This is a genomic window from Pseudomonas sp. GM18 (assembly GCF_000282195.1).
Classification (GTDB): Bacteria; Pseudomonadota; Gammaproteobacteria; order Pseudomonadales; family Pseudomonadaceae; genus Aquipseudomonas.
Genome location: NZ_AKJT01000035.1, coordinates 1 through 14,248, shown reverse-complemented (window position 1 = coordinate 14,248; position 14,248 = coordinate 1). Strand labels below are relative to the sequence as shown.

12 protein-coding genes and 1 pseudogene are annotated in these 14,248 nt (G+C 60.5%); all 13 read right to left on the bottom strand.

Features of this window, described 5'->3' with window-relative positions; all coding sequences use genetic code 11:
* Positions 1 to 169: 169 nt before the first annotated feature.
* The 13 genes and pseudogenes from dtd to PMI21_RS18470 all read right to left on the bottom strand — a co-directional run bounded on the left by dtd (position 170) and on the right by PMI21_RS18470 (position 14,048).
* On the bottom strand, positions 170 to 607 hold the full coding sequence (dtd, locus tag PMI21_RS18410; protein ID WP_007936782.1) for a D-aminoacyl-tRNA deacylase: 438 nt from the start codon (positions 605 to 607) through the stop codon (positions 170 to 172).
* Positions 604 to 1,575 (bottom strand): prolyl aminopeptidase, encoded by a 972-nt coding sequence (gene pip, locus PMI21_RS18415; RefSeq protein ID WP_007936780.1) that lies wholly within the window; start codon positions 1,573 to 1,575, stop codon positions 604 to 606. The genes dtd and pip overlap by 4 nt, the downstream gene beginning before the upstream one ends.
* Positions 1,576 to 1,703: 128 nt before the next feature.
* Positions 1,704 to 2,624, bottom strand: a complete 921-nt coding sequence (locus PMI21_RS18420) for an alpha/beta hydrolase (RefSeq protein ID WP_007936779.1) — start codon at positions 2,622 to 2,624, stop codon at positions 1,704 to 1,706.
* Positions 2,624 to 3,571 (bottom strand): choline ABC transporter substrate-binding protein, encoded by a 948-nt coding sequence (locus tag PMI21_RS18425; RefSeq protein ID WP_007936778.1) that lies wholly within the window; start codon positions 3,569 to 3,571, stop codon positions 2,624 to 2,626. Before PMI21_RS18425 ends, PMI21_RS18420 begins: the two co-directional genes overlap by 1 nt.
* Positions 3,572 to 3,736: 165 nt before the next feature.
* A pseudogene (locus PMI21_RS29865) lies at positions 3,737 to 3,874 on the bottom strand (N-formylglutamate deformylase); the annotation flags it as partial.
* A 598-nt stretch (positions 3,875 to 4,472) separates the two neighbouring features.
* On the bottom strand, positions 4,473 to 5,276 hold the full coding sequence (gene hutG, locus PMI21_RS18435) for an N-formylglutamate deformylase (RefSeq protein WP_007936776.1): 804 nt from the start codon (positions 5,274 to 5,276) through the stop codon (positions 4,473 to 4,475).
* Positions 5,277 to 5,286: 10 nt separating this feature from the next.
* Complete coding sequence (gene hutI, locus PMI21_RS18440) at positions 5,287 to 6,492, bottom strand: imidazolonepropionase (RefSeq protein WP_007936775.1); 1,206 nt, start codon at positions 6,490 to 6,492, stop codon at positions 5,287 to 5,289.
* Between the two features lie 17 nt (positions 6,493 to 6,509).
* Complete coding sequence (locus PMI21_RS18445; protein ID WP_007936773.1) at positions 6,510 to 7,919, bottom strand: amino acid permease; 1,410 nt, start codon at positions 7,917 to 7,919, stop codon at positions 6,510 to 6,512.
* 79 nt (positions 7,920 to 7,998) lie between these two features.
* The gene (gene hutH, locus PMI21_RS18450; RefSeq protein ID WP_019650804.1) at positions 7,999 to 9,537 is read right to left on the bottom strand and encodes a histidine ammonia-lyase; all 1,539 of its coding nucleotides are present in this window, start codon (positions 9,535 to 9,537) and stop codon (positions 7,999 to 8,001) included.
* A 111-nt stretch (positions 9,538 to 9,648) separates the two neighbouring features.
* Positions 9,649 to 11,172: a histidine ammonia-lyase gene (gene hutH / locus PMI21_RS18455; RefSeq protein ID WP_007936771.1), complete on the bottom strand. Its 1,524-nt coding sequence runs from the start codon at positions 11,170 to 11,172 to the stop codon at positions 9,649 to 9,651.
* 158 nt (positions 11,173 to 11,330) lie between these two features.
* Positions 11,331 to 12,161 (bottom strand): quaternary amine ABC transporter ATP-binding protein, encoded by an 831-nt coding sequence (locus PMI21_RS18460; protein WP_007936770.1) that lies wholly within the window; start codon positions 12,159 to 12,161, stop codon positions 11,331 to 11,333.
* Positions 12,158 to 13,009 carry an ABC transporter permease gene (locus PMI21_RS18465; protein WP_007936769.1) on the bottom strand — a complete coding sequence of 284 codons (852 nt, stop codon included), beginning with the start codon at positions 13,007 to 13,009 and terminating at the stop codon, positions 12,158 to 12,160. Before PMI21_RS18465 ends, PMI21_RS18460 begins: the two co-directional genes overlap by 4 nt.
* A gap of 70 nt (positions 13,010 to 13,079) precedes the next feature.
* Positions 13,080 to 14,048, bottom strand: a complete 969-nt coding sequence (locus PMI21_RS18470; RefSeq protein WP_007936768.1) for an ABC transporter substrate-binding protein — start codon at positions 14,046 to 14,048, stop codon at positions 13,080 to 13,082.
* Positions 14,049 to 14,248: the final 200 nt, after the last annotated feature.

Genomic DNA, 14,248 nt, shown 5'->3' with positions numbered 1-14,248 from the left:
GCCCCGGACAAGTCTCTACCTAAGTCAAAATGGACCAACGAACGCTGATCCCCGTAGCGCGCGATTATCTAGTAGGCCGCGTTACAACGCATCAGGGGGAAGCAAGTATTTATCGGGAAAAGCCTCTGTTTTCAGCCGAAATGCCCTTAAAAACATGTTTCAAGCGCTTTCACGTCTGTAACAGGAAGGTTACCGGGCCATCATTGACCAGGTGCACCTGCATATCCGCGCCGAATCTACCTGATGCCACAGTGCCATGCACCTGTTTCGCTTTGCCCAATAGATAGTCGAAAAGCGCCTCACCCAAGGCCGGAGGGGCCGCAGTCGAAAAACTCGGGCGCAACCCGTTTTTTGTATCAGCGGCCAGGGTGAACTGCGAGACCAGCAACAATCCGCCGCCCACGTCCGCCAGGGACAGATTCATCTTGCCCTCGGCGTCACTGAATACTCGATAGTTAAGCAGCTTATGCAGAAGTTTGTCGGCATTGGCCTGAGTGTCGTCGGGCTCGACCGCCACCAGCACCAGCAACCCCTGATCTACCGCACCAACCACCTCTCCGGCGACCTCGACTCGCGCGCCGCGCACGCGTTGCAGCAGGCCCTTCATGCTTCGTCAGGCGACAGGTCGAGCAAACGACGGGCCATCTGATCGGCGGCGCGTACCAATGCATCGGTGATCCCCGGTTCGGACGCCGCATGGCCGGCGTCGCGAATCACCTGCAATTCGCTGTTCGGCCAGGCCTGATGCAGTTCCCAGGCGTTGTCCAGCGGACAGATCACGTCATAGCGACCATGGACGATGACACCGGGCAAATGGGCGATCTTGCCCATGTCGCGGATCAACTGGTTCGGCTCGAGGAAAGCGTTATTGGTGAAGTAGTGGCATTCGATACGGGCGATGGACAATGCGCGCTGGGGTTCGGAGAAACGATCGACCACCAGCGGGTTCGGACGCAGGGTCGCGGTGCGGCCTTCCCAGATGGACCAGGCCTTGGCCGCGTGCATCTGGGCGATCTGGTCGTTGCCGACCAGGCGTTTATGGAATGCCGAGAGCAAGTCGTCGCGCTCGTCCAGCGGGATCGGCGCGATGTAGTCCTGCCAGTAATCGGGGAACAGGCGACTGGCGCCACACTGGTAGAACCACTCGATTTCCTGAGGACGGCAGAGAAATATCCCGCGCAGAATCAACCCGTGCACGCGCTCCGGGTGGGTTTGCGCATAAGCCAGGGCCAGGGTCGAACCCCAGGAACCGCCGAACAGCACCCATTTGTCGATGCCCAGGTGTTTGCGAATCCGCTCGAGGTCGGCGACCAGATCCCAGGTGGTGTTGTTTTCCAGGCTGGCGTGGGGCGTGGAGCGACCGCAACCGCGCTGGTCGAAGGTAACGATGCGATACAGGTTCGGATCGAAATACCGGCGGCTCTGCGCATCACACCCGGCGCCGGGGCCGCCGTGAATGAACACTACCGGCAAACCTTCCGGTGAACCGCTTTCGTCGACATACAGCGTATGGGTTTTATCGACGGCCAGATCGTGCCGGGCGTGGGGTTTGATCTGCGGGTACAAAGTCTGCATTGCGCGCTCCGTAAGGGGTCGAGGTCATCCCTGTAGGGACTTCTATTATTCTGCCGTCCGGCATCATAAACCCGAATTACTTCAATGAGCATGCCCCTCGCAGCGTCAGCGTTTGTCAGCCCGTCTTCTCAGCCCGTCTTGTCAGCCAAATAGCCGAGCAGGGTTTCATAGAGTCGGTCGACCTCGGCAACCTGCCCCCGCGCCCGCAAACAACCATGAACCAGCCCCTGACCGTAATAAAGCATTGCGCTCACGCCGGCGGCGTTGAGTCGCCCGGCGTAAAGAACGCCGTCATCGCGCAACGGGTCGAACTGCGCCACGGCAATCAACGTCGGCGGCAGACCGCTGAAGTCGTCGGCGAGCAAGGGCATCGCATAGGCCGTTGGCTGACGGATACCACCCAAGTACAGCGCGTGATAACAATCCAGATCGCTGCTGCTGAGCAATGGCGCGTCGGTGCATTCGCTGCGTGACGGCAATAGGTGATCGCCGCCCAGGCCCGGATAGATCAGAACCTGTGCACCAGGCGCCGGTTCGCCGGCATCGCGCAAGGCCAGACACAGCGCAGCGGCAAGGTTGCCGCCAGCGCTATCGCCCGCCACCAGCGTCCGCGCCGGGTCGAGCTGAAACGGCCCCGTGCGCAGTGCGCGCCAGACACTCAGGCAGTCATCGAACGCCGCCGGAAAGGGATGTTCCGGCGCCAGCCGATAATCGACGGCGATCACCAACACACCGAGCACCGATGCCAGTTCGGCGCAGATAAAGGCGTGGGAATCCAGATCCCCCACCACCCAACCGCCACCGTGCAGATACACAATGCAGGGCCAACCGTCGGTCGGTGGTTTGACCGATGGTTGCCAGGAGCGCACCGCCACGCCCGCCAACTCGAAATCGACCACCTCAAGCCCTGCGGGGCATGGCGGGGTAAATGCCCGGCACATCTCGCTATAAGCCTGACGCAAACCGGGGAGGCTGCTGTCGGTGTTGTTGAAGCTGAGGGTTTTCTCGACGAACGCCGACATCTGCGCGGAGATCGGATACGCGGCCATCAGGGTTTCAAACTGGCCTGAACGGTTGCCACGCCTTCCTTGCCATCGAAACTGCTGACACCCGCCAGCCAGCGCTGAAGGTCTTCGGGATGATCGCGCAGCCACTGTCTGGCAACGTCCTGCGGCGTCTTGCGCTCCATGATCGGCACCATCAACTGGCTTTCCTGAGCGGCGGTGAAGGTCAGGTTTTCCAACAGGCGGTTCACGTTCGGGCAACGCTCGGCATAGTCCGGCGCGGTCACGGTGGAGACGGTCGCCGCACCTTCGTTCGGGCCATAGACGTCTTCGCTGCCGGTCAGGTAGGCGATGTTCATGTTGATGTTCATCGGATGCGGGGTCCAGCCGACGAACACCACGAACTCCTTGCGATTGACCGCCCGTTGCACGGCGGCGAGCATCCCGGCCTCACCAGACTCGATCAGCTTGAAGTCCTTCAAGCCAAAGCGGTTGGTCTCGATCATGGTTTTGATGGTGGTGTTGGCGCCGCTGCCCGGCTCGATGCCGTAGATCTTGCCGCCCAACTGATCCTTGAACCTGGCGATGTCGGCGAAGGTTTTCAGGCCGGCGGCAGCGACGTAGTCAGGTACCGCGAGCGTTGCCTGGGCGTCGGCCAGGCTTGGTTTGTCCATAACCTTCACCTGATTGGCGGACACGAACGGGGCGATGTTCTTGTCCATCGCCGGTTTCCAGTAACCGAGGAAAATATCCAGACGCTTGTCGCGGATGCCGGCGAAGATGATTTGCTGCACGGCACTGGTTTGCTTGCTTTCGTAACCAAGGCCGTTGAGCAGCACATCGGCCATGCCGCTGGTGGCGATGACGTCAGTCCAGTTGACCACGCCCATGCGCACGGTCTTGCAGGAAGCGGGGTCGTTGGCGAAAACGCTGGTGCTCAGAAGAGCAGTGCCGGTGAGGATTAACAGACAGCGGTTGAACAGTCGTTTCATCGGGAGGGCTCGCTCGGCAGCAGATTATTGTGGGCCCGGTGTCTTTGTGCACCGTGCCCACAACGTTACGCAGCGCCGAGTCGGCAAAAGTGACCTGTGGCGACCGTGTTTTGCACGGTGGCGACAAGGATCGATCCCACGCTCTGCGTGGGAATGCAGCAAGGGGTGTTGTTGCCCCCACGCCAACAGCCCTTGCAGCAATTCCCGGAGCACCACTCGCGTCGGCTCGACCAAGTCCGGGCGATAACGGAACGGCTCGAACTCTTCCATGTACGTGCAGTTCTCCAACTCAAGTTTCATCGCGCAGATATCTATAATCGGTGTTCCGAAGTATTAAAATCGAATAATAAAAAACCCATCAACTGCAAACAATCATAAGAAACCATTTAGACCTATCAGATATGACAGTAGACCACCATCGACAAACAGATATAAATAGAACTTCAAATCGATACTCTTATAAGGATATAGCGATGAAGCTCAATACCAAATCATTCAAGCACTGCCTCGGATCGCTGGCATTGATCTCTGTCTGTACACTGTCCCCCCACGCCTTTGCTGGAGATCAGACATACATTTGTAAATTTACAATGAGTACAGATCTCGCTAGCCCGCAGTATATAAAAATGCCTATCCAAGCTTCCTCAGCAGAGGACGCAGAAAGTAAACTCAAAGCCCAATATGAAGGGACAAAAGCTCCAGTCACGAAGGTGGATTCTTGCGCATTAATGGTCCAATAAGTCGAAACTTTACTGGAGACCCAGACGGGAGCATCATCCAGCACTTCGTTAACCGCCATGTTAAATGGACTGCCTATTTTAGGCCGCCCATTTAACATTTTAGTCAACTACATCGCGGCGCAACTGCACGCAGAAAAACAAGCGACTGCCCAGCTCCCTTGTTACTTCAAATACTGCCGCTGCCCCCACGCCAACAGTCCTTGCAGCAATTCCCTGAGCACCACCTGCGTCGGCGCCGCCAGATCCGGGCGATAACGGAACGGCTCGAACTCTTCCATATACGTGCACTGGCCCAACTCCAGTTGCACGGCATGAATGTTCTCGGCCGGGTTGCCGTAGTGCCGGGTGATGTGCCCGCCCTTGAAGCGGCCGTTCAGCACATGGCTGTAATCGGTGTGCTTCGCGCAGATCGCTTCCAGCTGTGTGGCCAACTGCGGATCGCAACTGGCGCCGTTGAAGGTGCCGAGGTTGAAGTCCGGCAGCTTGCCGTCGAACAGGTGCGGAATCACCGAGCGAATCGAGTGCGCGTCGAACAGCAGCGCGTAGCCGAACTCGGCTTTCAGCCGTGCCAGTTCTTCCTGCAAGGTGCGGTGGTACGGCGTCCAGATCTGCTCCAGATACGTCGCCCGTTCTGCAACCGATGGCTCCAGCCCTTCGCGGAACAACGGCACGCCATCGAACAGCGTCGCCGGATACAGACCGGTGGTGGCGCCGACATATAAAGGCTTGTCGTCGGACGGCCGGTTCAGGTCGATGACAAACCGCGAGTACTCGGCCGCCAGGGTGCTGGCGCCCAGTTCGGCGGCAAATTCATAAAGCCTGGGGATATGCCAATCGGTGTCCGGCAGGCTTTTCGCATCGGGGATCAGCCCCGCTTCCACCACCGGGGTCAGGCGCAGGCCAGCGTGGGGCATGCTGATCAGCAGTGGCACGCGGCCTTGTTTGAAGTTCAGAACCTTATCCACAACTGCTCTCCTAAACGCTTGTTTCGACGCCGTGACGCACGACGCGTTTTTCCAGGTCGCCGCCCAGCCAGTACGACAGGTCGGCCAGACGATCGATTTGCCAGGCGACGAAGTCTGCGACCTTGCCGGCTTCCAGCGAACCATGGGTTTGGCCCATGCCCAGCGCGGTGGCGGCGTGAATAGTCGCGCCAGCCAGCGCCTCCTCCGGGGTCATGCGGAAACAGGTGCAGGCCATGTTCAGCATCAAGCGCAACGACAACGCCGGCGAAGTGCCCGGGTTGAGGTCGCTGGCGATGGCGATTTTCACCCCGTGTTTGCGCAGGGCTTCCATCGGCGGCAATTGGGTTTCCCGCAGGAAGTAAAACGCGCCGGGCAGCAATACCGCGACGGTGCCGGACTTGGCCATGGCAATCGCATCGTCTTCGGTCATGAATTCCAGATGATCGGCGGACAGTGCGTGGTAACGCGCCGCCAGGCTCGAACCGTGCAGCGACGACAATTGCTCGGCATGCAGCTTCACCGGCAAGCCGAGGTTCTGCGCGGCGACGAACACCCGTTCGACTTGCGCAGGCGAAAACGCCAGGTATTCGCAGAACGCGTCCACTGCATCCACCAGCCCCTCGGCCGCCAGGGTCGGGAGCATTTCGCTGCAGATGTGATCGATGTAGGCGTCGGCGCGGTCGGTGTATTCCGGCGGCAAGGCGTGGGCCGCCAGGCAAGTGCTGCGCACACTGACCGGCAACTCGGCGCCAAGACGACGGATCACCCGCAGGATTTTGCGTTCGCTGGCCAGGTCCAGACCGTAGCCGGATTTCATTTCGACTGTGGTCACGCCATCGCGCATCAGGCTCTTCAGGCGCTTGGCGGCGCTGGCGAACAGCTCGTCTTCGCTGGCGGCGCGGGTGGCGCGCACGGTGCTGGCAATGCCGCCACCGGCTGCGGCGATTTCCGCGTAGCTGACGCCTTGCAGGCGTTGCTCGAATTCACCGCTGCGGTTGCCGCCGAACACCGTGTGGGTGTGGCAGTCGATCAGGCCCGGGGTGATCCAGGCCCCGCTCAAGTCATTGACGGCCGGGTACTCGCCGGCCGGCAGTTCGGCGCGTGGACCGATCCACTCAATGTGCGCACCGGACGTCACGATGGCCGCATCCTCGATGATCGAGTAGACGCCTTGCGCCATGGTTGCGACGTGACAGTGTTGCCAGAGCGTTTTCATCCTTGGCCTCCGTTAGGTTATCGATGAGAAAAAGCAGGTTCCTGTTCCACCGGTACCGCCTTGCCTGCCGCCGGTTTGACCCACGTCAGGTAGGCCAGCACCAGCAACACAATCCAGACCACGCCGACGATCAACGCCGCCTGGGTGTCCGGGAAATAGCCCAGCACGCCGAAGATGAACAGCATGAAGGCAATCGCCGCCATCGGCGCATAAGGCCAGAACGGCACCGGGAATTTCAATTGCGCGACCTGCTCGGCACTCATGGAGCGACGCATGGCCACCTGGGTGAACAGAATCATCAGCCAGACCCACACCGTGGCAAAGGTCGCGATGGAGGCGATCAGCAGAAAGACGTTTTCCGGGATCAGGTAGTTCAGCAACACACCCAGCAGCAGCGCGCCGCTCATCACCATCACCGTCAACCACGGCACGCCATTGCGCGACAAGCGGGCGAAGCCTTTCGGTGCGTGTCCTTGCTGAGCCAGGCCATACATCATGCGGCCCGCGCCGAAGATGTCACTGTTGATGGCCGACACCGCCGCCGAGATCACCACGATGTTGAGGATGGTTGCCGCCGAGCTGATCCCCAGGTTGTCGAAAATCTGCACGAACGGGCTGCCTTGGCTGCCGATCTGCTGCCACGGGAAGATCGACATCAGCACCAGCATCGTCAGCACGTAGAACAGCAAGATACGCAACGGTACGGCATTGATCGCCCGGGGCAGCACATGCTGCGGGTCTTTGGCTTCACCGGCGGTAACGCCGATGATTTCAATACCGCCAAAGGCAAACATCACCACCGCAAACGAGGCGATCAAGCCGCCCACGCCATTAGGCATGAAGCCGCCCTGGGTCCAGAGGTTGCTGATATCGGTCGCCTGGGCACCGGGCGCATTGCTGATGCCGAACAGCATGATGCCGAAACCACCAAGGATCATCGCGACGATGGCCGCGACCTTGAGCAGCGACAACCAGAACTCCATTTCGCCGAAGACTTTGACGTTGCACAGGTTCAGGCCGCCGACCACCGAAACGATGCCCAGCACCCAGATCCAGCGGGAGACTTCCGGAAACCAGAATCCCATGTAAATGCCGAATGCGGTCACGTCGGCCATACCGACGATGACCATTTCAAATGCGTAGGTCCAACCGAGGATAAAGCCCGCCATCGGCCCCAGATAGGTGCTGGCGTACTGGCCGAATGAGCCGGCCACCGGGTTATGCACCGCCATCTCGCCGAGGGCGCGCATGACCATGAACACCGCCGCGCCACCGATCAGGTAAGCGAGCAGGACCGCGGGGCCGGCCATTTGGATGGCCGAGGCAGAACCGTAAAACAGCCCGGTGCCGATCGCCGACCCCAGTGCCATGAAGCGAATATGTCGGGCAGAGAGCCCGCGTTTCAAACCTTTTACTGGCTGTTGCATTTCTCGTCCTTAATTATTTTTATTGGCGACATGATCGTTCCCACGCAGAGCGTGGGAACGATCATCAGAGAAGGAGCTATTACAGGCTAGGCAGCAACTTCGCCGTCACCAGGTCATTCAGGCAACGCGTGGCCAACAACTCACTGGCCGCATTGATGTCCGGGGCGAAGAAGCGGTCCTTCTCATAGAACGGCACTTCGGCACGCAGGATGGCGCGGGCCTTTTCCAGTTTTGGCGAGGTCTTCAGGCCGTCGCGCAGATCCAGCCCCTGGGCCGCAGCCAACCATTCCACCGCGAGAATCCCGCGAGTGTTCTCGGCCATTTCCCACAGACGCTTGCCGGCAGCCGGCGCCATGGATACGTGGTCTTCCTGGTTGGCGGAAGTCGGCAGGCTGTCCACCGAATGCGGATGGGACAGCGCCTTGTTCTCGCTGGCCAGTGCCGCCGCAGTCACCTGGGCGATCATGAAGCCGGAGTTCACGCCGCCATTGGCCACCAGGAACGGCGGCAGTTGCGACATGTGCTTGTCCATCATCAGCGAAATGCGGCGTTCGCTGAGCGAACCGATTTCGGCGATGGCCAACGCCATGTTGTCGGCAGCCATGGCCACCGGCTCGGCGTGGAAGTTACCGCCGGAGATCACGTCGCCTTCAGCGGCGAACACCAATGGGTTGTCCGATACGGCGTTGGCTTCGATGGCGAGCACTTCGGCGGCCTGACGGAACTGGGTCAGGCAGGCGCCCATGACTTGCGGCTGGCAGCGCAGAGAGTACGGGTCCTGGACCTTTTCGCAGTTCTCGTGCGAGTCGGACACTTCACTGCGCTCGCCCAGCAAATCACGGTAAGCAGCAGCGGCGTCGATCTGGCCTTTCTGGCCGCGAGCGGCATGAATACGCGCGTCGAATGGCGAGCGCGAGCCCAGTACCGCTTCGACCGTCAGGCCGCCAAGGGCCAGGGCGCCGGCGAACAGATCTTCGCCTTCGAACAGGCCACGCAGGGCGTAGGCGGTGGAAACCTGAGTGCCGTTGAGCAGCGCCAGGCCTTCTTTCGCTGCCAGGGTCAGCGGCGTCAGACCGGCAACTTTCAGCGCTTCGGTGGCGGGCAGCCATTCGCCTTTGTAGCGCGCCTTGCCTTCGCCCAGCAGCACCAGCGACATGTGCGCCAACGGCGCCAAATCACCGGACGCACCGACCGAACCTTTCAGAGGAATGTGCGGGTAAACCTCGGCATTGATCAGCGCGATCAGTGCGTCGATCACCTGACGACGAATGCCGGAAAAACCACGGCTCAGGCTGTTGACCTTGAGCACCATCACCAGCCGCACCAGGGCGTCGCTGATTGGCTCGCCGACACCGGCGGCGTGGGACAGCACCAGCGAGCGCTGGAGGTTTTCCAGGTCTTCGCTGGCGATGCGGGTCGAGGCCAGCAGGCCGAAACCGGTGTTGATGCCATAGGCAGTGCGGTTCTCGGCGAGGATCTGTTCCACGCAGGCAACGCTGGCTTCGATTTGCGCCGAAGCGCTTTCGTCGAGGGTGATTTTGACCGGTTGCTGATAAACATCACGCAGTTGGGCAAGGCTCAGTTGGCCGGGAATCAAATTAAGCGCAGTCACATTCATTCTCCTTTTGAGAGTTTTTTATTAACTAACCAGACGCTCCGGAGATATCCGTTGTCCGTCGCTTCCCGCCTTTTGGAGGGGCCGCGCCTTGGCACGCTGGTGTTGTGGAAATCAGTTGAGGTTCGGTACAGCCTTGTGCAGCAAAATCGGGTCTTTCAAAACAGCAGCAGCGCTGGCGATGTCCGGCGCCAGCCAACGGTCCTGGTCGTAAGCCGGAATACGTTCGCGCAGCAGGCGCCACGCGGCATCGGTGCCGGCGCCGAAGCGTTGGTCTTTCAGGAACTCAAAGGCCTGGGATGCCAGCAAGTATTCGATGGCGAGAATCTGCGTGCAGTTTTCCAACGCACGATGCAGCTTCAGCGCAGCGTTGGTGCCCATGCTCAGGTGGTCTTCCTGCAGCCCTGACGTGACGTAGTTATCGAGCACCGCCGGTTGCGCCAACTGGCGGTTTTCCGCGCACAGCGACGCGGCGACGTATTGCACGATCATCATCCCGGAGTTCACGCCCGGATTGGCCACCAGAAAGGCTGGCAAGCCGCTGACGTGCGGGTTGACCAAACGGTCCAGGCGACGTTCGGCGATAGAGCCGATTTCGGCCATGGCGATCGCCAGCAAGTCAGCTGCCAAAGCAACCGATTGGCCGTGCGGATTGGCCTGGGACATGACGCGGAAGTTGTCCGGAGTGCCCAGCAGCAACGGGTTGTCGGTCGCGGAGTTGAGCTCGGTTTCGATCTGCTTTCTGGCGTGTTCAAGCTGATCGCGGGCAGCGCCGTGCACTTGCGGAATCGAGCGGATGCTCAGCGCATCCTGAGTGCGAATGCCTTTGCTGTTGGCGATCACTTCGCTGCCATCGAGCAACGCACGCAGATTGATACCCACCTGCTGCATGCCCGGATGCGGTTTGAGCGCGATGATCTCGGCATCGAACGCGGCAATCTGGCCGCGCTGGGCCTCGAAGCTCATGGCGCCGATCACATCGGCCCACTGCACCAGGTTCGTCGCATCGGCCAGGGCCAGGCAGCTGAGGCCGGTCATGCACGGCGTGCCGTTGACCAGGCACAGTCCGTCCTTGGCGCCGAGCTGAACCGGTTGCAAACCTTCTTCGCTCAAGGCTTGTTGCGCAGAAACGATCTGCCCGCGGTAGCTGACATTGCCGACGCCCAGCAGTGCGATGCTGATGTGGGCCATGTGGGTCAGGTAACCGACCGAACCCTGGGACGGCACTTGCGGGGTGATGCCACGGTTAAGCAGCGCCAACAACACTTCGACCACCCGGCGGTGAATGCCGGATTTGCCATGGCTGTAGTTGTGGATCGCGGCGCAGAGGATCGCGCGGGTCTGTTCGTCGGACAGTGGAGCACCGACGCCGCAGGCATGGCTGAGCAAGGTGTTGCGCGACAACTGGCTGAGTTGTTCGTCCTTGAGCGAGACGTTGCACAAGGCGCCCAGGCCGGTGTTGACGCCATAGGCGCGCTCACCGCTGGTGACGATGCGCTGGACGATCGCCTGGGCATTCTCGATCCGCGCCCAGGCCTGGGCCGACAGCTCAAGCTGCGCGCCGTGGCGGGCTACCGCGACCACATCCTGCCAACGCAACGGGGCATCGGCGATAACGATTTTTTCAGCCTGGGACATCATTAACCTCTTGAACTTGATCGTTCCCACGCTCTGCGTGGGAATGCCGCCAAGGACGCTCCGCGTCCCGTTGTCAGCGCAAGGCTCAAGCCCTGCGCATGTGTGACGCGGAGCGTCACGGGATGCATTCCCACGCAGAGCGTGGGAACGATCGACCTTTAAACCACCGCAGCCCGCCGCTGTACGAACCGATCCACATACTCATCCGCCGGCGAATGCAGGATCTCTCGTGGCGTGCCGACCTGAATCAGTCGGCCATCCTTCAGGATCGCGATGCGGTTGCCGATGCGCACGGCCTCGTCGAGGTCGTGGGTGATGAAGACGATGGTCTTGTGCAGGGTCTTTTGCAGTTCCAGCAACTGGTCCTGCATTTCGGCGCGGATCAGCGGGTCGAGGGCACTGAAGGCTTCGTCCATCAGGATGATGTCGGTGTCCGCCGCCAAGGCGCGAGCCAGGCCCACACGCTGGCGCATACCGCCGGAAAGCTGATGCGGGTATTTGTTTTCGTAGCCCTTCAGGCCCACGGTGTTGATCCAGTGCAGCGCGCGCTCGGAGCACACCTGCTTGCTCTCGCCACGCACTTTCAGGCCGTAGGCGACGTTATCCAGCACGCTTTTGTGCGGCAACAAGCCGAAGCTCTGGAACACCATGCTGATCTTGTGCCGGCGAAATTCGCGCAGGGCTTCCATGTCGTATTGCAGGATGTCCACGCCGTCCACCAGGATCGCGCCGCTGGTGGGGTCGATCAGGCGGTTGAAGTGACGCACCAGGGTCGATTTGCCGGAACCCGACAGGCCCATGATCACGAAGATCTCGCCGGTGCCGATGCTCAGCGACAGGTCATTCACGCCGACCACGCAACCGGTTTCGGCCAGCACCTGGTCTTTGGTTTTGCCCTGGCTAATCATGCCCAGCGCATCCTTGGAACGGTTGCCGAAAATCTTGAAGACGTTTTTGACTTCGATCTTGCTGATGGCTGCGTTGCTCATTTGCTCACCTCATGCCGTGCACGACCGTACGCCTGTGTAATGCGGTCGATCACCACTGCCAGAATCACGATCGCCAGACCGGCCTCAAGACCACGTCCGACGTTGAGGGTCTGAATCCCCACCAATACGTCTTCACCCAAGCCACGGGCACCGATCATCGAGGCGATCACCACCATCGACAGGGCCATCATGGTGGTCTGGTTGATCCCGGCCATGATGCTCGGCAGGGCCAGCGGCAGTTGCACGCCGAACAGTTGCTGCCAGCGGTTGGCACCGAAGGCGTTGATGGCTTCCATCACTTCACCGTCGACCTGGCGAATGCCCAGATCGGTCAGGCGGATCAGCGGCGGCGCGGCGTAGATCACCGTAGCGAAAATCGCCGGGACCTTGCCCAGGCCGAACAGCATCAGCACCGGGATCAGGTACACGAAGCTCGGCATGGTCTGCATGATGTCCAGCAGTGGCATCAGTACCGAACGCAGGCGATTGCTGCGCGCAGAAAGAATGCCCAACGGAATGCCGATCAGCACCGAGATGACCGTCGCCACCATCATCAGCGCCAGGGTCTGCATCAGCTTGTCCCAGAGACCGACCGCGCCCACCAGGAACAGCAAGCCGACGATGACCGCCGTGGTCACGACTTTGCGGGTCGCATGCCAGGCAACGCCCGCCACGATCGCCAGCATCAGCCACCAGGGCGCCGCACGCAGCAGCCCTTCAAGATTGACGATGGCCCACAGCAGGGTGTCGGAGATGCTGCGGAACACGTCGCCGTAGTTGGTGACCAGCGCATCGACCCAACCGTTGACCCAGTCGGCGATGGAAAAGGTAAAGCTTTCGGGAAACATAAGAGACTCTCAATCAAGGGGTTGCGATCAAGCATCCGACTGCCGTTGCCGACAGTCGGAGAGGCTCAACCTACAAGGCCGCGTCGATTTTCTTGGCTGCGTCGTCGCTCACCCATGCGTGCCAGACTTCAGGATGTTCCTTCAAGAAGATCTTGGCCAGTTTTGGCGATTCGATCCGCTCTTTGGCCATGCGCCCGAGGTTCTGATTCAGCAGGTCGATCGGCAGGTTGACCTTTTCCAGCACGGCCACCAGTTCCGGGGCTTGCTCGTGGAAGGTCTTGGAGAGGCCGACCTTGATGGTCACGCGCTTGTCCACGCCCGGTTTTTCTTCCAGTTTGACCGCGTCGATCTGGCCCATCAGCGGGGTTGGCGACCAGTAGTAGAACAGGATCGGCTCGCCACGCTTGTAGCTCGACAGCACCGCCGCATCCAGCGCCGGGCCGGTGCCTGGACGGAAGTTGGTGTAGCTGTTTTCCAGGCCGTAGCTTTTCAGCATTTCGCTGTTATCCAGCTCGCAGGTCCAGCCGGCCGGGCAGTTGTAGAAACGGCCTTTGGATGGCTCTTCGGCGTCCTTGAATATCGCGGAATATTTGCCCAGGTCGGCAATGTTTTTCAGGTCCGGTGCCTTGGCTTCCAGTTTGCGCTTGGCGTCGCCTTCGATCACGTAGCGCGGCACGTACCAGCCTTCGACGGCACCCACCACCGGAGCGCCGACACCGACGACCTTGCCGGCCTTCTCGGCCTTGTTCCAGACTTCGCTGCGGCCGACCCATTCTTCGGCGAACACTTGGATATCGTTGCTGCTCAGGGCGTTTTCCATGGTGATGGAGTTGCCCGGCAGGCTGTCGGTCTTGCAGTCGTAGCCTTTCTCCAACACGACTTGCAGCACGTCGGTCAGGAGCATGGCGCTTTCCCAGTTCAGGCCGGCGAATTTCACCGGTTTACCCGATTCGCACCAGCCAGCCGCCTGGGTAGCACCGGCACTGGCCAGCAGGCCCATGGAAAGCAAAGTGGTCAGCAGGGTCTTGTTCGATTTCATTGTGTGACGCTCCTAATCATGAGTTGGCTTACGGCAGTCAAGAGGCATCCAGCCCTGTCCACGTCCAATCAGGCCTGCGCAACCGCGCGACCAGCCCCGCTTGTTGTTAGGTCTGCAACATCGTGATCTCTGCAGGAGCTGCCACGGCAGCTCCTGCAGCGGTCTTTTCTCTTATTTGCCGGTAATCATCGGCAGGTTCA

Excerpts from the sequence above, each read along its gene's own strand:
- PMI21_RS18445 (WP_007936773.1), bottom strand. The coding sequence starts at position 7,919 with ATGCAACAGCCAGTAAAAGGTTTGAAACGCGGGCTCTCTGCCCGACAT.
- hutH (WP_007936771.1), bottom strand. The coding sequence starts at position 11,172 with ATGTCCCAGGCTGAAAAAATCGTTATCGCCGATGCCCCGTTGCGTTGG.
- PMI21_RS18460 (WP_007936770.1), bottom strand. The coding sequence starts at position 12,161 with ATGAGCAACGCAGCCATCAGCAAGATCGAAGTCAAAAACGTCTTCAAG.
- hutI (WP_007936775.1), bottom strand. The coding sequence starts at position 6,492 with ATGAAAACGCTCTGGCAACACTGTCACGTCGCAACCATGGCGCAAGGC.
- PMI21_RS18420 (WP_007936779.1), bottom strand. The coding sequence starts at position 2,624 with ATGGCCGCGTATCCGATCTCCGCGCAGATGTCGGCGTTCGTCGAGAAA.
- dtd (WP_007936782.1), bottom strand. The coding sequence starts at position 607 with ATGAAGGGCCTGCTGCAACGCGTGCGCGGCGCGCGAGTCGAGGTCGCC.
- pip (WP_007936780.1), bottom strand. The coding sequence starts at position 1,575 with ATGCAGACTTTGTACCCGCAGATCAAACCCCACGCCCGGCACGATCTG.
- PMI21_RS18465 (WP_007936769.1), bottom strand. The coding sequence starts at position 13,009 with ATGTTTCCCGAAAGCTTTACCTTTTCCATCGCCGACTGGGTCAACGGT.
- PMI21_RS18470 (WP_007936768.1), bottom strand. The coding sequence starts at position 14,048 with ATGAAATCGAACAAGACCCTGCTGACCACTTTGCTTTCCATGGGCCTG.
- hutH (WP_019650804.1), bottom strand. The coding sequence starts at position 9,537 with ATGAATGTGACTGCGCTTAATTTGATTCCCGGCCAACTGAGCCTTGCC.
- PMI21_RS18425 (WP_007936778.1), bottom strand. The coding sequence starts at position 3,571 with ATGAAACGACTGTTCAACCGCTGTCTGTTAATCCTCACCGGCACTGCT.